The 17672-nt window shown below is 51.6% G+C and carries 15 protein-coding genes and 1 tRNA gene; 4 read left to right on the top strand and 12 right to left on the bottom strand.

Annotated elements, in window-relative coordinates; all coding sequences use genetic code 11:
• The 7 genes from NZM04_01480 to NZM04_01450 all read right to left on the bottom strand — a co-directional run.
• Positions 1-415: NAD(P)H-dependent oxidoreductase subunit E (locus tag NZM04_01480; GenBank protein ID MCS7062715.1), on the bottom strand; the 415-nt coding region annotated here is incomplete at its 3' end.
• Between the two features lie 14 nt (positions 416-429).
• Positions 430-705 carry an outer membrane protein assembly factor BamE gene (locus NZM04_01475; protein ID MCS7062714.1) on the bottom strand — a complete coding sequence of 92 codons (276 nt, stop codon included), beginning with the start codon at positions 703-705 and terminating at the stop codon, positions 430-432.
• A gap of 4 nt (positions 706-709) precedes the next feature.
• The gene (locus NZM04_01470) at positions 710-1360 is read right to left on the bottom strand and encodes an NAD(P)H-dependent oxidoreductase (GenBank protein MCS7062713.1); all 651 of its coding nucleotides are present in this window, start codon (positions 1358-1360) and stop codon (positions 710-712) included.
• Positions 1361-1462: 102 nt separating this feature from the next.
• Positions 1463-2980 carry a glycosyltransferase family 4 protein gene (locus tag NZM04_01465; GenBank protein ID MCS7062712.1) on the bottom strand — a complete coding sequence of 506 codons (1518 nt, stop codon included), beginning with the start codon at positions 2978-2980 and terminating at the stop codon, positions 1463-1465.
• A tRNA-Phe gene (locus NZM04_01460) sits at positions 2951-3023 on the bottom strand. Before NZM04_01460 ends, NZM04_01465 begins: the two co-directional genes overlap by 30 nt.
• Positions 3024-3094: 71 nt before the next feature.
• Positions 3095-3709 carry a hypothetical protein gene (locus NZM04_01455; protein MCS7062711.1) on the bottom strand — a complete coding sequence of 205 codons (615 nt, stop codon included), beginning with the start codon at positions 3707-3709 and terminating at the stop codon, positions 3095-3097.
• Positions 3710-3738: 29 nt separating this feature from the next.
• The gene (locus NZM04_01450) at positions 3739-4635 is read right to left on the bottom strand and encodes a methylenetetrahydrofolate reductase (GenBank protein ID MCS7062710.1); all 897 of its coding nucleotides are present in this window, start codon (positions 4633-4635) and stop codon (positions 3739-3741) included.
• A gap of 128 nt (positions 4636-4763) precedes the next feature.
• Between NZM04_01450 and NZM04_01445 the strand changes: the two genes are divergently transcribed.
• Both NZM04_01445 and NZM04_01440 read left to right on the top strand, forming a co-directional pair.
• Positions 4764-5816: an LOG family protein gene (locus tag NZM04_01445; protein MCS7062709.1), complete on the top strand. Its 1053-nt coding sequence runs from the start codon at positions 4764-4766 to the stop codon at positions 5814-5816.
• Positions 5806-6312 (top strand): L,D-transpeptidase, encoded by a 507-nt coding sequence (locus tag NZM04_01440; GenBank protein MCS7062708.1) that lies wholly within the window; start codon positions 5806-5808, stop codon positions 6310-6312. The genes NZM04_01445 and NZM04_01440 overlap by 11 nt, the downstream gene beginning before the upstream one ends.
• A gap of 29 nt (positions 6313-6341) precedes the next feature.
• Here NZM04_01440 and ilvC read toward each other — a convergent pair whose 3' ends face one another.
• The 3 genes from ilvC to deoC form a co-directional block, all read right to left on the bottom strand.
• Complete coding sequence (gene ilvC / locus NZM04_01435) at positions 6342-7373, bottom strand: ketol-acid reductoisomerase (GenBank protein MCS7062707.1); 1032 nt, start codon at positions 7371-7373, stop codon at positions 6342-6344.
• Between the two features lie 66 nt (positions 7374-7439).
• Positions 7440-8408, bottom strand: coding sequence for a class I SAM-dependent methyltransferase (locus NZM04_01430; protein MCS7062706.1), 969 nt, complete (start codon positions 8406-8408; stop codon positions 7440-7442).
• Positions 8408-9325 (bottom strand): deoxyribose-phosphate aldolase, encoded by a 918-nt coding sequence (deoC, locus tag NZM04_01425; protein MCS7062705.1) that lies wholly within the window; start codon positions 9323-9325, stop codon positions 8408-8410. The genes NZM04_01430 and deoC overlap by 1 nt, the downstream gene beginning before the upstream one ends.
• 117 nt (positions 9326-9442) lie before the next feature.
• Between deoC and NZM04_01420 the strand changes: the two genes are divergently transcribed.
• Positions 9443-11620 carry a glutamine synthetase III gene (locus NZM04_01420; GenBank protein ID MCS7062704.1) on the top strand — a complete coding sequence of 726 codons (2178 nt, stop codon included), beginning with the start codon at positions 9443-9445 and terminating at the stop codon, positions 11618-11620.
• Between the two features lie 210 nt (positions 11621-11830).
• Complete coding sequence (locus NZM04_01415; GenBank protein ID MCS7062703.1) at positions 11831-13228, top strand: sigma-54 dependent transcriptional regulator; 1398 nt, start codon at positions 11831-11833, stop codon at positions 13226-13228.
• A 28-nt stretch (positions 13229-13256) separates the two neighbouring features.
• On the opposite strand, the gene NZM04_01410 is transcribed toward NZM04_01415, so the two are convergent.
• Both NZM04_01410 and NZM04_01405 read right to left on the bottom strand, forming a co-directional pair.
• Positions 13257-16385: an efflux RND transporter permease subunit gene (locus NZM04_01410; protein MCS7062702.1), complete on the bottom strand. Its 3129-nt coding sequence runs from the start codon at positions 16383-16385 to the stop codon at positions 13257-13259.
• Positions 16382-17569 (bottom strand): TolC family protein, encoded by a 1188-nt coding sequence (locus tag NZM04_01405; protein MCS7062701.1) that lies wholly within the window; start codon positions 17567-17569, stop codon positions 16382-16384. The genes NZM04_01410 and NZM04_01405 overlap by 4 nt, the downstream gene beginning before the upstream one ends.
• Positions 17570-17672 lie beyond the last annotated feature (103 nt).

The raw sequence follows: 17672 nt of genomic DNA, 5'->3' as shown, positions 1-17672 counted from the left end.
CGCAATCGGCGAGGCATTCGACGAATTCGACGGAGTAGTTGTGGTCTGGGGTGATGGCGAGGCCGTGGGAGTCAGAAGGCTGTGTGTTGAGACGTTTGCAAAGGTGGTGGTAAAGGCTGTAGGAGCCGGCGAGTGCGCAGGAGAGGGTGCGGCAGATTTTGATTTGGATTTTGCCTGCGGGGTGTTGGCGGAGCATGGGGTAGAAGGTGACGAGCTCGAGGATGTTGATGGGCTGGAGCTGGAGTTTTTCGGCGATCCACTCGATGCCTTGGGGGGAGATGTAGCCGAAGTGTTCTTGCCAGTGGTGGAGGAGGGGTAGGGCTGCGCTTCGTTTTGAAACGGGATAGCGGGCAATGATGGCGTCGGCTTCAGCTATGAATTCAGGGCTGATGGGGTGGGGTGTGGGAGCGGACATAGAGTGCAGAGAGACTAGAAGGTTCCTTGTTTAGAAAAGAGTTTGTCGTTGATGAGGATAATTTTCACCTGACGTTCTCCAGCTTGGTAGATGAGGGCGGTGGAGCGGATGCCGAGGGTTTCGGAGATTTCTGTGTGGTGGGGTTTGCCGAGGATTTGGGTGATTTGTTTTTCGGACATGCCGGGGGTGAGTTGGGAGAGGTTTTCGTTGGTGAGGCGATTGGAGGTGCATGCGGAGGGGATGAGGCTGAGGAGGAGGGTGAGGGAGAGTGGCAGGATGGGGGTGGGCATGTTTTTATTTTCGGATGATGAGGGTGTCGGGTGGGAAGCGAACTTTGGGGGCTGAGGCGTATTTGTCGTTGGGGGAGCGGTAGCCTGCGGCGCAGGCGACGGCTGTGGTGTAGCCGATGGCTGGGAGGTTGAGGATGCGGTTGTAGGCTTCGGGGTCGATGCCTTCCATGGGGCAGGTGTCGATGCCGAGGAGGGCGGCGGCGGTGATGAAGTTGCCGAGGGCGATGTAGGTTTGGCGGATGGCCCATTCGGTGGCGATGGCGGCGCGGGGGCCGTTGACGACGTCTTTGAGGATCATTTGGCGGTAGAATTCGAGGGAGTCGAGGGATTGTGCACGGGTATGGGCGATCGTTTCGATGAAATGGGCGACGTCTTCTGTGGAGATGCGAATTTTGGCAGCGAAGACGACGTAGTGGGAGCAGTCGGTGACTTGGGGTTGGTGCCAGGAGTGGGTGCGGAGTTCGGCGCGGAGGGCGGGGTCGGTGATGACGAGGAATTTCCAGGGTTGGAGGCCGTAGGAGGATGGGGTGAGGATGAGGGTTTGCTCGAGGCTGTGCCAGAGGGGGTCTTCGATTTTTCGGGTGGGGTCGAATTGTTTGGTGGCGTAGCGCCAGCGGAGGGCGGAGAGGAGGGTGTCTGGGGAGATGGGGTTCATGAATGTGTGTGGTCTTTGAGGGGTGAGGATAGCGGGGAGTGGAGGGATTTCAAATTTGAATTTTTGAGGCGGGGGAGAGGGAGGAGTTGTTGATTGTGTTATTTAGGCGAGGTCGAGGATGCGGGCCTTGATTTTATCGGCGATGACTTGAGGGGAGTAGAGGGTGAGGATTTTTTGGCGGGCGTTTTGGCCGATTTGACGAGCGTAGTCGGGGTCTTCAGCGAGTCGGATGATGGCGTGGGCGGCGTGATCGGTGTCGGCTTCGGCCCAGCGGCCGTGGGTGATGGTCTGGTAGGGGCAGTCTGGGGTGAGGGGTTTTAGGGTGTAGGAGATGGGGCAGCCGCAGTCGGCATCGAGGAAGTCTGTGTTTCCGGACCAGTTGGTGGCGATGACGGGTTTGCCGAGGAGCATCATTTCGGCGAGGTTGAGGCCGAAGCCTTCGCTGCGGTGGAGGGAGATGAAGGCGTGGACGTGGGATTGGAGGGCGAGGAGGTTTTGTGGGCTGAGGGGTTGAGTGATGAGGGAGATGTGGTGTTTGAGGTCGGCGATGGCGTGTAGGAGTTGTTGGTGGAGGTGGGGCTGTTGTTGGGTGTGGTGGGTTTTGATGATGAGGTGGAGGTGGGGGATTTTGTTTAGGGCGCGGCGGAAGGCTTGGATGGTGGCGAATGGGTTTTTTCGCTCGAGTGTGGAATTAAGGTCGAATGTGGTGAGGATTAGAAATTTTTTTTGTGGGAGATCGATGGGGGGAGGGAGGGAGGAGGGGTGGGGGTGAGGATCGAAGATGGGGTGAGGGATGACGAGGATGGGTAGGGAGAGGCCGAGTTTATTTGCGGCTCGGGCGATGGCGTCGCGGACGAAAGTGGTGGGGCACCAGATTTCATCGAGGTGGGTGAGTTCTTGGGACCAGCGTTGTGGGAGGTCTTCGAGTTCCCAAGCCCAGTAGCCTATGGTGCGGTAGTTGGCTTTGAGGAGTCTGGGCCAATATTTGCGGATGGCGTGAAATTCGGGGGCGTTGCAGTGGAAGAGGTTGATGGTGTGGTGGAGGGATTTGGTGGGGGGGAGGGGGAATGGGGGGTTGAGTTTTTCGCAGTTTTGGGGGAGAGGGATGCGTGAGAGGGTGTGGGGGATGGAGTGGAGTTGAAGGGTCTGGGCGGTGAGGCGTGCGCCTTGAGCGATGCCGTGGACGTAGTCGAAGAAACCGAAGAGGTTGATTCCTGGGGTGCGGTGTTTGGTTGGGATGAGAGAGGGGATGGTGTAGAGTGGGTCGTGCTGGACGTGTATGAGTCTGCAGGTGTGGAGGTGTGTGCGATTGGAAGCATCGGTAGAGGTGAATTGGAGGAGCTTGATGCCTTTTCTGAGGTAGATGGAGGCTTGGAAAGAGACTTTGTGGGGGTGAGGTTGGTTTGGTTGGTGGGAGTAGGTGATGGAGCAAGGGATTGTTTTTTTTCCGATGCGAACTTGTAGGGCTGCGGGTAGGTCTGATTTGTTCTTTGCGAGGCAGTAACCATGTATTGGGATGGGGATGGTGTTGTGAGTGGAGTGGAATAGGGGCGGGGACTTGAGCCGAAAGAGCAGTGCCATAGAAGGGAGTGGCTGGACGCGGAATCGAACCGCGGACACAAGGATTTTCAGTCCTCTGCTCTACCAACTGAGCTATCCAGCCTTTGTGTAATGGGGGTGAGGTTATTAACCAGAGTTTTTGGTGGAAAGCAAGTGGTTTATCTGGGAGAGGGTTTAAGGGGTGTTGTCGAGGGTGAGTTCGAGGGTGCTGTTTTGTTGGCTAAGCCAGGCTGTTTCGATGTGTTTGCGGATCTTGGTGAGGTCTTCTTTGTTGTGGAGACGATATTCGACTGTGCGAGCGTGTGTGGTGGCAGGGTAGTTTTTGTGAACTTGTCGCCATATAGGCTCGATGCCGGCGGTATCGGCGGCGAGCTCGGCTTTCTCCTGGAGGCGCTGCACGGCGCCTTTTATGACTTGACCGCTTGCTCCTTTGAGGGGCACGTATTTTTCTAGGTAGTAGAAGCGGATGAGGAGATCGGAGGTGGTGGCGATGTTGAGTTCGGTGACGCGGAAAAGTTCGTCGGAGATGTATTCGTGTTGGGCGATGGTGGTGACTTTTGTGAGATCGATTGTGAGTTTTCCTGCAGGGAGGGAGAGGCGCCAGAAGGTGATTTTAGGGTCTTTGGGAAGGTGCTCGTCTTTGTCGGCTGTGGGGCTTGGCTGGCTCGGGGATTGGGCTTGAAGGAATGAAGGGGAGAGGAGGAGAGTTACGCTAAGGAGAAATAGAGTGGGTGTGCGTCGTGGAATCAACATGAGATGATTATGGATTTTTTGGCTGAGGTGGGGCAAGTTTTTAGGATTGGCGTTTTGGATGGGAATCAATCGGCTTGGAGGAGTGCCTGGGTGGTCTCGTATCGGAGGAATGGGGTGATTAAATAGACGGCTGGGAAATGTTGTAGGATTTCTTTTTGAAGCGTGAGCGCATACTCGACGCCGAACCGCCATGCATCGGTTTCGGGAAGATGGCGGAATTTTTCACGGACGGAGTCGGGAATGGAGATGCCGGGGACGTGAGAGTGGAGGAACTCGGCGTTGCGAGAGTGAAGAATTGGCATAACGCCGATGAATACAGGGACGCGATAGGGAGCAAGAAGAGTCGCAGTGTTGCGGATTTTTTCGACTGAGTATAGAGGCTGGGTCATGATGAAGTGGGCGCCTGCGGAGAGTTTATCATCGAGTTTACGTAGCTGAGGAGTGAGGTTGTCGGTGTTGGGGTTGAAAGCGCAGCCGATGATGAACTGGGTGGCGTGGGAGATAGATTTTCCGGATGCTGCATGGCCTTGGTTTAAGTTGTGGAGGGTGCGAATGAGTGTGATTGAGTTGAGTTCGTAGATGGGACGGGCGTTTGGGTGGTCGCCTAATTTTGGGGAATCACCAGTGAGGGCAAGGACGTGACGAAAGCCGAGTGCGTATCGGCCGAGGGCTTCGGATTGGAGGGCGATGAGGTTTTTATCCCGGCAGGTGAGGTGGAGGATGAGGGGGATAGAAGATTGAGAACGGATGGCTGTAGCGGCGGCGAGGTTGGAGACGCGGAGGAGGGCGAGAGAGTTATCTGCGAGGGTGAGGGCGTCAGCACCGGATTTTTCGAGTTCTGAGGCGGCGTGGAGGTAGCGGGTTAAATCTGGATGTTTAGGGGGGTCGAGTTCAACGAGACGCAAGATTTTTTTTTGGTAAAGGGTGAGTAGGGAGGGCTCGGGGGGGGAGGGGAGAGGCATAATTATTTTTTTATATTATGATATGTTAATATGTTCTGGGTTAAAAGCCAAGTAGGAAGAGCAGCAAATTGGAAGATGATGAAGAAACTTGCGGGGGCTGAGGCGGGGCTCCATAAAGGTGTAATGGTATGAGTAGTGTTGGTGAATCAAAGCCGTTATATTCGACTGGCAAAGCGGAGCTCGATGCAAAAGTAAAGGAGTTGGTGGTTGCAGCAGGGATTCCAGAGGTTGCACAGCGAGATTACGAGGAGATGGTGATCAGCGTGCTGAGGCTTGCGTTGGAAGGGCAAAGTCCTGCGGATCGGCGATTGATTAATCAGGCACTGAAGGAAATACGATATGCGAGTAAGGTGTTTGCTCCTTATCAAGGGGTGAAGAAGATTTGTATATTTGGCTCTGCTCGTATCTCACCGCGAGCGCCAGAGTATCAGGCAGCAAAAGAGTTTGCGGCAATGATGCGAGATGCGGGGTATATGATTATCACGGGTGGTGGTGATGGGATTATGGGGGCAGCGCAAGCAGGAGCGGGGCGGGATAGAAGTTTTGGGTTGAATATACGGCTTCCTTTTGAGCAGAAGGCGAATCCTACGATTGAGGGGGATCCGAAGTTAATTAACTTTCGTTACTTTTTCACGCGGAAGCTTCATTTTGTGAAGGAGACGCATGCTATTGCGTTGTTTCCGGGTGGCTTTGGCACGATGGATGAGGGCTTTGAGGCGTTGACGTTGATTCAAACTGGGAAGTCGCGAATCTTGCCGATGGTGTTGATCGATGCGCCTGGAGGGAATTTTTGGCATACGTTTGAGAAATACTTACGGGAGCATTTGTTGAATGATGGTTTAATCTCTAAGGAAGATTTTAATTTGTTTAAGATCACGGATGACCTTAAGGTGGCGCAGCGTGAGGTGTTGAACTTTTACTACAATTTTCACTCGTATCGTTTTGTGGATCAGACGTTGGTGATTCGGATGCAACGGGAAGTGCCACCTGGTGCGCTGAGGCGGATTCAGATGGATTTTGAGGATATTCTTATTGATGGCGGAGATTTAAAGGTCTGCCCTGCTTTGCCACAAGAGATCAATGAGCCGGAGATAGCTCATTTGCCAAGGTTGTGTCTTAATTTTGATCGAAAGTCTTATGGTCGATTGCGGCAACTTATAGATCGGATCAATGAATTTTAACGGAATGCTCCACAGGGTGCCGGTAGCAGAAGGGGAAAGATGGCTGCGTGTCGTAGCGGCTGAGCAGCGGCTAGAATTGCGGCAGGGGAGAGAAGAAATTCTGCGAGTCTATGTCGTGAGCACTTCGCGATTTGGGCTTGGGGAGGGTGTGGGTAGTCATTGCACGCCGCGGGGATGGCATGTGGTAAGAGAAAAAATCGGAACAGGGGCACCTTGGGGGGCGCAGTTTATAGGCCGACAGTGGACTGGCAAAGTGTGGCCGAGGGATTTTGAAGAAAATGAGGGGCAAGATTGGATTTTAACGCGAATTTTATGGCTAGCTGGGCTAGAGGAGCGAAATAAAACCACTTATGAGCGCTATATTTACATCCATGGGACGGCAGATGAGCAGCATTTGGGCGCTCCACGAAGTATGGGTTGCATCCGAATGAGTAATGATGACGTGCTGGATCTTTATGATCGGGTTGAGGTTGGCACGCGGGTATGGATTGAATGAAGATAGGTGATGGAAGGGGATATTGGTCGTTAGCCTGCGAAATTGGCTTGTGCACCTTTGATATTGCGTTTAGGCATCCAGGGCATAAGGGCACGCAGTTTTTTTCCAATTTTTTCTATAGGGTGTTGTGCTCCTTCTGCGAGGAGGCGGTTGTATTTTTTTCTGCCGGTTTTGTGTTCATTGATCCATTCTTTGGCGAATTTTCCGGATTGAATGTCTTTGAGCACTTTGGCCATTTCGGCTTTGACTTTGCTGTTGATGATGCGTGGGCCGACGGTGAGGTCGCCGTATTTTGCTGTTTCAGAGATGGAGAAGCGCATGCCGCTGATGCCTGATTCGTAGATGAGATCGACGATGAGTTTTAATTCGTGCAGGCACTCAAAGTAAGCGCATTCGGGTTGGTAGCCAGCTTTTACGAGTGTTTCGTAGCCAGCGAGGATGAGGGCAGTGGTGCCGCCGCAGAGGACGGCTTGTTCGCCAAAGAGGTCGGTTTCAGTCTCTTCTTTGAATGTGGTTTCGATTACTCCTGCGCGAGTGGAGCCGATGCCTTTGGCCCAGGCGAGGGCGATTTTTTTGGCTTGTTTAGATGGGTTTTGATAGACGGCAATAAGGGCAGGCACTCCGCGGCCTTCGAGGTATTGACTGCGGACGAGATGGCCTGGTCCTTTGGGAGCAACCATGATGACGTCAACATTTTGTGGGGGGACTACTGTTTTGTAATGGATGGTGAATCCATGAGAGAAGAGGAGCGTTTTGCCGGGGGCGAGTCGGGGGGCGATGTCTTTTTCATAGACGCTGGGGATGACCATATCGGGGACGGCGACGAAGATGATGTCGGCCGCTTCTACGGCGTCAGCGGTGTTGAGCACTTGGAAGCCGTGTTTTTGGGCGACAGGGATCGATTTGCTGCCTTTGTATAGGCCGATGATGACGTTGGCGCCTGAATCCTTTAAATTTAGGGCGTGGGCGTGGCCTTGAGAGCCGAAGCCAATGACGGCGATGGTTTTATTTTTGAGGAGTTCAAAGTTTGCGTCTTTATCTTTGTAAATTTTTGCTGGCATAGGTTTATTACATTAGCCGACAGTGGCAGCTGGAAGAAAGCAGAAAAACATTATGGGTGGATGTTTTTAGTGGTGCTCTTTTAGTCGCACGAGGATGGATCGCACGAGCACCTGAATCCATTTGTGTGGAGAGCGGCTGGTGAAGCGTTGTTTTTTTCTAATGAGAGACAAAGTCGAAATAACCTGCTGAATTTTTTCTGCGGAAACTGTAAAGGTGATAGGATTATGCCGGCTCTCGGAAAAAGGATCCAGAGGTTTTCGCGCGTTTATTCGGATCGTAGAGTCAGAAGGCTGCGTGTAAATTTGCAGAGCCTCGAATCCAATATGTCTTAGAGCTTGGCTCAATGCCTCGGGGTGGAAGTGAACGATGTGGGCGCGATGGAATCTGGAATGGAAGGAGTGGCTGAGCGTAATTAGGTTAGGCACTTCGATGACGATGTAACCACCTGGCGCGAGCCATTCATAGCAGCGCTGAAGTGCTTGTAGCGGATTCGGCAGATGCTCTAAGACGTGAAACGCTGTGACGAGATTGCAGGCTCCAGATTGTATAGGGGAATCGTGGATGCTGGCTACGTGTAGCTTGGCTTGGTGGGCAAGATTCTTTAGGCGGGCTTGTGCAGTGTTGATGGCCTTTGCATCGGGGTCAAAGCCGAGAGCCTTCCAGCCCCGCGCGGCGAAAGCCTCAACAAGATAACCATAGCCACAGCCGACATCTAGCATCGAGCCAGATGCGGGAAGCGGAAGGGTGTTGAGGATAAACTGAAAACGTTTTTGGTTGACGCTAGCGATGCGTCTGAGGCGAAAGGCTGCCTCGGGGCGGCCTTTATACTGCTTGCGATAAGTGGTCTGGTGGTATTGCATGAACGCCTCAGCGGATGGGAGCGGATCAGTGTAGGCTGTGCCGCACGAGGTGCAGAGGTGGGTGATTTGCGGGCGAAAGAAGTTATCTACGCGTGTGAGCAGAAGTCCGTCATGGGAGTCGCAGAATGGGCAGGGCGAGTGTGCGTGGTGTGCAGGGAAGAGACGATTGGCCATTAAGGCAATGAGAAGTAGTCGAGGCTTTGGTAGCGGCCATCGATAGTTTTAGCGATTTGCAGGAGCACATCGTTGAGCAAGGCGCTGGCCCCGAATCGAAAGAGGTCTGGCGTGAGCCAGTCGTCGCCGAGTGTTTCTTTAACCATTACGAGGTAGGCTAAAGCTTCTTTTGCTGTGCGAATGCCGCCTGCGGGTTTTATGCCGATTCGAATTCCGGTGTCGTAGAAGAAATCGCGTATGGCTTCCAGCATAACGAGTGTGACAGGAAGTGTGGCCGCTGGAGTTACCTTGCCGGTGGAGGTTTTAATAAAGTCGGCGCCTGCTTCCATAGCGATTTGTGAGGCGATGCGGACGTTGTCGTAGGTGACGAGTTCACCTGTTTCCAGAATCACTTTGAGATGAGCAGAGCCACAAGCGGATTTGATAGCGGCGATTTCATCGAAGACCTGGTTGTATTCTCCTGCAAGGAAGGCGCCTCGATCAATGACCATATCGATTTCGTCTGCGCCTTCGGAAACTGCCAGCCGTGTATCTTCCAACTTTACGGAGAGCGGCATCTGGCCGCTTGGGAAAGCGGTGGCGACGGCAGCTACACGCACGGTGGAGCCGGCGAGTAACTTCTTTGCATGCCGGACGAGATTGGGATAGACGCACACGGCTGCGCAGGATGGGACTTGGTAGCGTGGATCAGCGGGTTGCAGTGCTTTGCGGCAGAGGTGAGCGACTTTGCCGGGGGTGTCTTTGCCTTCGAGCGTGGTTAGATCCATCATGGAGACAGCTAGGCGCAAACCGGCTAATTTTGCGGAAGACTTGATACTTCGTTTGGTGAACGAAGCAGCACGTTCCTCAACCATCACTTGATCGACAGTGGGCACATTTTTGTATAGGCGAGGGGTAGCTAAGATCGGGGCATTCATGGATACTTTCTTTGCCTTAGCAGAAATCGAAAGCAGATAAAGCCTACAAAATAACGTTTTTTGTAGATGGATGGCATGAAACCTGCTTTGCCATGCGACGCAAAACAACTAAAAACTATGAGCACACTCAATCCTAGACAAGCGGCTATCCAAGCCATCGCAGCAAATAGGTCCGTTACAAGTCAAATTCCTAACTACTCCGTTGAGGAGATATATGGCACGAATGTGTTTAGCCTCAGCGTCATGCAGCGTGTGCTTCCCAAAAACACTTTTAAGGCTATAAAACGCACGATCGAGACCGGAAGCAAGCTCGACCCGGCAGTCGCTGACGTCGTGGCCAGTGCGTTAAAAGAATGGGCGATAGCTAAGGGCGCGACTCACTATGCTCACGTCTTTTATCCGCTTACTGGCTCTACTGCAGAGAAACATGACAGCTTTATTGTGCCGACTAGCACCGGTGGAGCGATAACGGAATTTTCTGGCAAATCGCTTATTCAAGGAGAGCCGGACGCTTCGAGTTTCCCATCGGGCGGCATTCGTAGCACATTTGAAGCTCGCGGCTACACGGCATGGGACGTTTCTAGCCCTGCTTACATTCTTGAAAATCCTAACGGCACGACCTTGTGCATTCCTACAGCTTTCGTTTCATGGACTGGAGAGGCCTTGGATAAGAAAACACCTCTTCTCCGCTCCATGCAAGCGATTGATAAACAAGCGCGGAGACTGCTCGCACTGCTTGGACACAAGGAGATTAGCATGGTCTGTTGCACAGCTGGACCTGAGCAAGAGTATTTTCTGATTGATCGAAATTTCTATCTAAACCGACAAGACCTGCTGATCACTGGGCGCACACTTTTCGGCGCTAAGCCTCCTAAACACCAGCAGTTCGAAGATCAATACTTTGGCGCCATCCCAGAGCGCGTCCTGGCATTCATGCACGAAGTAGACTATGAGTTATATAAGCTAGGAGTGCCCGTTAAGACACGCCATAACGAAGTTGCACCCAATCAATTTGAGATTGCCCCCACGTTCGAATACGCCAACGTCGCTACCGACCATCAACAGACTATCATGCACACCCTTCGCCGCGTGGCCAAAAAATATGGCCTTGCCTGTCTCCTCCACGAAAAACCTTTCGCGGGTGTGAATGGCTCGGGTAAGCACCTGAATTGGTCTATTGGCAACTCTACACAAGGTAATCTCCTCGAGCCTGGAGATACACCTCATACTAACATGCAGTTTCTCCTCTTCTGCTCGGCCGTGATTCGCGCCGTCCACAAATATGGAGCACTTCTACGCGCTGTTGTTGCTCACGCCGGTAACGACCACCGCCTTGGTGCCAATGAGGCGCCGCCTGCAATTATCTCTATCTTCTTAGGAGAACAGTTGACCGATGTCTTCGAGCAGATCAAAAGAGGTAACCTCACAGGCTCAAAAGAAAAAGGCACGCTAACGGTCGGAGTAGATATTTTGCCCCCGCTGCCGAAGGATGCGGGGGATCGCAACCGCACCAGTCCGTTTGCGTTTACGGGCAACAAATTTGAGTTTCGCGCTGTCGGCTCTAGCCAGTCCATCGCGGGCCCACTAGTTGCGCTCAACACCATCGTAGCAGAATCTCTCGAATACATCTGCGACGAGCTTGAGAAAGCCACTGGCGGTGATCCAACGAAACTCAATAGCGCAGCACAAGCAGTCATAAAGGACATCATGGTCAAGCACGGTGCGATCATCTTTAATGGCAATAATTACTCCGAGGAATGGCACAAAGAGGCAGAGCGCCGCGGTCTTCCCAATCTCAAGACAACGGTAGATGCGCTTCCTGTTCTTACACAAAAAGAAATCGAAGACCTCTTCGAAAAATACGGTGTTCTCAGCAAACGCGAGCTCCACAGCCGTTACGAGATCTATCTTGAGCAATACGTGAAAACCATTACCGTCGAAGCCAAGACAGCCGTAAAAATTGCCCAAACGCAAATCCTCCCAGCCATCCTCCGTCACCAAGCTAATCTTGCGGCCTCTGTAGCAAGCCTCAAAGCAGCAGGTCTTAAGCCCGATATGGACCAGCTCACGCAGGTTACAGAGTTAGTCAGTCGGCTAGAGAAAAACATAGCCTCCCTCAATCAGAAGATCGCCCATCAGGTGGAGTCAGGACTTCTTGCTCAAGCCAAGCATCTCAGCACTGTAGTGCTATCAGCACTCGACGAGCTTCGCCAGACAGTAGATACGATTGAAGAGATTATCGATGACTCCCTTTGGCCCCTGCCCACATATCAAGAAATGCTCTTCATGATCTAAATAAAAAGTTAAGAGCAACAATATCCGCATAACAAAGGCGACACTCGGCCTCGGGTGTCGCCTCCTTATTTCCTGGTATAAAACAAAATTGCCCTTTTAGGGAAAATTTGGATTGACAAAAAATGCCTATCAGATAAATTTGCATATGCTAAAACAGCAAGAATAAGAAAAAAAGTTTCAAATAACTCATCCACCAACTGAAAAAATATCATGAAAATAGATAGAATTCTTCTGATTGACGATGACGATAACGTTCGTCGTGGCCTTACCGAACATCTTAAACGAGAAGGATATACAGTCCTAGGCGTAAGCTCAGAGCTCCAAGCGCGCGAAGCCATTGAAAAGGAAGAATTCGATCTGATTATCTCAGATCTCATGTTAACCAACGGCCCTTGCATAGATTTTCTCCGATGGGTTCGGCAGACACAACCTCGCGTTCAATTTATCATCATGACGGGTTATGCGTCGATCGAGACGGCGATAGAAGCTCTGCGCCTCGGCGTTTTCGATTACCTCCTCAAGCCCATTAACATGCGAGAACTCTCCATGGCCCTGCAGCGCCTTGAAACTTACGAGACTCTACGCATTGAAAATACCTATCTCAAAAAAGAACTCACCGAGAGTCTCTACCAAGATCAACCCGTCTGGGGCAAATGCCAGGCCATGCAAGAGGTGGTAAAGCTCATCGACCGCGTTGCCCCCACAGACGCCACAGTCCTCATTCAAGGCGAAAGTGGCACTGGGAAAGAAGTTGTAGCCTGCTCCATCTTTTCAAAGAGCACACGCGTTAATCAACCCTTTGTCAAGGTTAACTGTGCCGCTGTGCCAGAAGCTTTGCTTGAATCTGAATTTTTTGGACACGAGCGAGGCGCTTTTACCGGAGCGATCCAACGGCGCATAGGCCGATTTGAAATGGCCAACAACGGCACAATTTTCCTCGATGAAATCGCGGAAATCCCACTTTCCCTTCAAGTAAAGCTTCTCCGCGCGATTCAACAGCAAGAATTCGAACGCATCGGAGGCAACAAAACTATCAAGGTCAACATCCGCATATTAGCTGCTACCAATCGCGACTTAAAGGAAGAAGTCCGAAGAGGTCGCTTTAGAGAAGACCTTTATTACCGGCTAAACGTTGTCCCGATCGTCCTACCTCCCCTTCGTGAACGTGGACAGGACATCGAAATCTTCAGCGATTATTTCCTGAAACGTTTTGCGCAGAAACACGGCAAAAATATTCTCGGTTTCACGCCCCAAGCACGCGCCAAACTCGCCTCTTACGGTTGGCCAGGCAACGTGCGTGAACTCCAAAACGTTATCGAACGTGCAGTGATCTTAGCTATTCCAAACTCGCATCTCGACGCCAGCGACTTCGTGCTCACTGGATCACCTCGTGAGACCGGCACGTGGATGAGCGGCCCTCTACCGACGATAGAGGAAATGGAAATGCGCCTCATTGCGGTCATGCTAAAACGCACAGGCAACAACAAATCCCAGGCTGCAAAACAACTCGGCGTCAGCGTCCGCACTATCCGCAACAAGCTTGAGGAGTATGCAGCTAAGGGACTTAATATTAACGCCATCGCTGATGCCAGTGAAGGCATGTTCTGAAGCGCATCACCACCACTTCTAGCAAGTCCTACGCTGTGCTTGGCTTGAAGCGTTCGCTCCAAGCCAAGACGCGATATGCACACGGCACGACAAAAAGCGTAAAGAGAGTAGAGACTAAGACCCCACCGATGACCGTCACCGCCATAGGCACGCGGCTCTCTGCACCCGGCCCCCAAGCCAAGGCTGCAGGCAAAGCTGCTACGATCGTCGTAAATGATGTCATCACGATCGGCCGCAATCGCACCGCGCCAGCTCGCAAGATACTCTCTTCAAGTCCAAGTCCGTCTCGCGTGCGGCTGAGGTTTGTGAATTCGACCAATAAAATGCCGTTCTTCTTCACAATTCCCATAAGCAAGATCAGGCCGATGAAGCTGTAGATATTAAACGTTTGGCCTGTCACAAACATAGCGCCGAAAGCACCGCTCACGCTAAAGGGTAAAGTCAACAAAATCGTAAACGGGTGCACGAAGCTATTAAACTGTGAAGCCAGCACCATATAAGCTACCACTACGCCCAGAAACAGCGTGAAACTTAAATCCGCAAAAGCCTCCTTGAAAGCCTGTGCGTTATCAGAAAGGACAAGGCGATATCCTGGGGGCAAGACTTCCTTTGCGTAATTTTGCACCCGTGCCAGAGCCTCGGCTTGAGTGATGCCAGGCGCGTTGTTGGCGGAGATCTGGATTGCGCGCTCGCGGTTACGTCGTGTGATAACTTGGAAAGAATCTCTTTTCTCGACCGTTACGACGTCTCGCACGGCTACCAGCTCGCCGTAAAGGTTGCGCACTTTTAGTGAAAGCACATCTTCCAAAGTCTGCCGTTGTTTATCCTCTACTTTTACTCGCACGTCATAGCGCCGCGCGTCGTTGGTAAACTTCCCTGCACGCACGCCACCGACGGCTACATTCAACGTCCTACCCAAAGCTTCCATTGTCACTCCACGGCGGGCAGCCTCGACGCGGTTGGGAATGATGTGCCACTCGGGTTGGCCAAGCTTGAAATCCGTATCAATGTCCACTGCAATCCTCTCTCTTTTCATCATCTCGATAAACTGGTCTGAGATCTTTTTCAAAGTGTCATGGCTCGGGCCTTGCAAAGAAAACTGAATCGGCAAGTCCCTGGCTCCGCTGGTGAAACCTCCACGCGAAAGATCAACTGGTTGGACGAATAAATCTTCTATGCGGTTGAGGTCGCGGCGATATTCCTCGATAATAGCTTGTTGGCGGAGCTTTCTCTGGGAAGGCGGCACGAGTGTCACAAATGCTATGCCTGTATTCACCTCACCGCCGCCAAAGCCGCCTACCGCAATGAAATATCTTAAGGTGTCTTCTCGGCGCTTCAGATAAGCCTCGACTTCCTCCATCTTTCCCACGGTAAATTCAAGGGAAGAGCCCACTGGAGTCTGAAACCGCACAAAGATGATGCTTTGATCTTGCGCTGGAGCAAACTCCTTCGGGACCCAACTGAGGATTTGAAGCGAAATGAAAAAAAGAGCAGCACATCCGGCAAGCACTTTCCAACGATGTGCGATTGCGATCCGAAGCGCCTCGACATAACGGGCGCTCAGCCAGTGAATCAGTGCATCTACACCGCGCGTTAAAAAGTTCACGCGTCCTACTTGTAAAAATTGAGAGCAACGCATCGGCGTCAATGTGATCGCCTCTACATACGACAGCAAGACGGCTGCAGAAAATGTCACGGCAAATTGAAACAAAAATTCCCCTACGATTCCTGTGGTAAAAGCCAGTGGAAAGAAAATCGCCACAATGGAAAAGGTGGCAGCCAATGCTGGAAAGGTGATCTCTCGAGCTCCATCCAAAGCCGCTCGCCAGGAACTTTTGCCCATCTCTTTGTGACGGACGATATTTTCTAGCACCATGATCGCGTCATCTACGACAACGCCGATGGAAAGGGAAAGGGCCAGTAGCGTAAAAAAGTTTAGTGTAAATCCGCTGAAATACATGATAATGAAAGTCCCTAAGACAGATGTCGGGATTGCCATGATGACGTTCAACGTAGAAGTCCACGATCCCAAAAAAATCCAGCAGACCAAAGAAGTCAGAATCGCGGCCAAAATTAACGTGAACTCCGTCTCGTGCACAGCTTCTCGAGTGAAGACGCTTTGATCAAAATTCACCTGCATGTTGATCGATGGTGGTAATCGTTTGCGAATTTCTTCGACACGTTGTTTCACACGATCGCTAACAGCCACAGCATTTGCGCCGGGCAATTTGCGAATACCAAGGCCTATGCCGCGAAACCCGACCACATGTTCCCCTGGTTTAAGCTGAGCACCGTATTTTTGGGTGTAGATCGTCTTGTCGAGACCGATTTTTGAAACGCGGCGGATGTCATTGAGGTCATCCTCGATGCGAGCGACGTCTCGGAGACGGATCGTTGTGTTGTAAATGGGGCGACCGCCGCGCTGGGTAATCAGAATCTCGCCCACCGATTCGGGCGATAAGCCTTCGCCCATCACCCGAAGATTGATTTCCTGTTGAGGGTTCTCAAGATAACCTGCGGCGACCTCGATATGCTCACTTTCCAGGGCGCGTTGGACATCGAGAGCTGTAAGTTCATATTGCTCGAGTTTATTGCGGTCGATCCACACGCGAAGATTTCGTTCTGAAAAGCCGCTCAAAATGATTTCACCTACGCCCGGCAAGGTCTGAAATTGATCGCGCAAATTGAGGTCAGCATAGGCGATCAGCTCCGCAAGGCTCATCGAGTCGCTATTAACCCCTATCCACATAATCGGATTATCGCTGGGGCTGTTGCGAGTGATGATCGGGTTGTCGGCTTGATCGGGCAACCGCACACGGCTGACTCCGGACTGCACCTCAAGTATAGCGGCATCAGCATTTGTGCCGGGGTAAAGTTCAAGTGTGATATTGGCAATGCTCTGACGTATGGATGAGTTGATTTCTTTAACGCCGACGACGGAGACAAGGGCTTGTTCCAGACGATCGACTATTTCAGTCTCCATCACCTCGGGTGCTGCGCCGGGCCACGTCACGCTGATGTTAATCGACTGGGCTTCTATATCGGGAAAAAAGCTTATACCGAGACGATTGAAGGTGATTGCACCAAATATGATCAGGGCGGACATCAGCATCCAGGCGAAGACGGGACGTCGGATGGCGATTTCTGATAAAGTCATAAACGCGATCCTCCTGCAGCGACATGAAGGCGTTCATATTCGATTAAAGCTTCTGTCTCTGCGCTGATCTTTTGGCGTTGAAGATCGAGTTTACGACGCAAGGCATCAATGACGTCGAGGTTTGTTACACGGCCGAGTGTGTAGTCCTCTTCTTGGACTTTGAGGTTTTCAATGGCGAGGCGCTCGGCTTCGCGGAGTTCGACAATTTGGGCAACAAGAGCATTAAAATTGCTAAAGGCGGTGCGAACTTCTTGATCGGCTGTGCGACGTAGGCGCTCGAGAGAAAGGCGTGATTGTTGAAGGGCTGCTTTCTGTTCTTTGACTCGTCCGCCGATCTCGATGAAATCAAAGATAGGAAGTGCCGCAGATAAAAAGACATTCCAGTCCCGCGGCGCTTTTGGGTCCTCGTAAAGATAAATATGGGTCTCAATATTTATGGATGGATAGGTTTCAGCTTGTTTGGCTTTGAGAAGAGATCGTGCTGAGCGTTCCGCTTCGATAGCAGCGAGGAGGTCAGGACGAGTCTCTGTCTTTTTTAGGTATTCCTCTAGTGCCTCTAGTCTTGGCCAACTCCAATTGTCTCGTAATGTCCAGGATGAAGCGGGTAGGCCGATTAAAAATGCCATCAATTCTCGTGAGGCGTGTAGGAAACCTTGAATGCGCTGAGTCGTAACGCGTAAATTAGCCACTTCACTTTTTGATTGAAGCAATTCACCGGGACGGGACTGGCCGAGTTCCACGCGACGTTTTAGGTCTTCTACACGGCGATTGAGGACTTGCTCCATTTCAGCCAAAAGTTTCAGGTCTTTTTCGTAATATAAGATTTGGCGTCCGAGCGTAATGATATCGATATATAGCTCCTGCCGCGCTCGCACCTCGTCAAAAATGCGTCTGCGGATTTCAGCACGGCCTGCAGAGGCAGCATGGAATTCGCGGAAACCATTAAATAGAGGCTGGCGTATCCATAAAGACAGACTGGTAGAAGTCTCTTTGGGCTCCGCACCGAAAGCAAAGATCGGTCGGTCTTGCCACTGCGCTCCTGTGCGGATGACGACTTTAGGGACTAATGTTGCTATGGCTTGTTGATAGCGACCTTCCGCTGCGCGGATTTCTTCACGTGAAATTCCTAGACGCTCACTTTGTCGAACGGCACGTTGATAACATTCTTGCAAAGATAAAGTCAAAGCGTGTGTAGTAAGCGGATTTGAAGCAAGAAGGGCTATTGAAGAGAAGAATATTATGTGATAAGTGCAGAAATAGTTCATGACGTAAACATTTTACATTATA

This window comes from Candidatus Methylacidiphilales bacterium (assembly GCA_025056655.1).
Lineage (GTDB): Bacteria > Verrucomicrobiota > Verrucomicrobiia > Methylacidiphilales > JANWVL01 > JANWVL01.
Note: the sequence above shows the minus strand (reverse complement) of the source record. Positions and strands in the feature narration are given on the sequence as shown.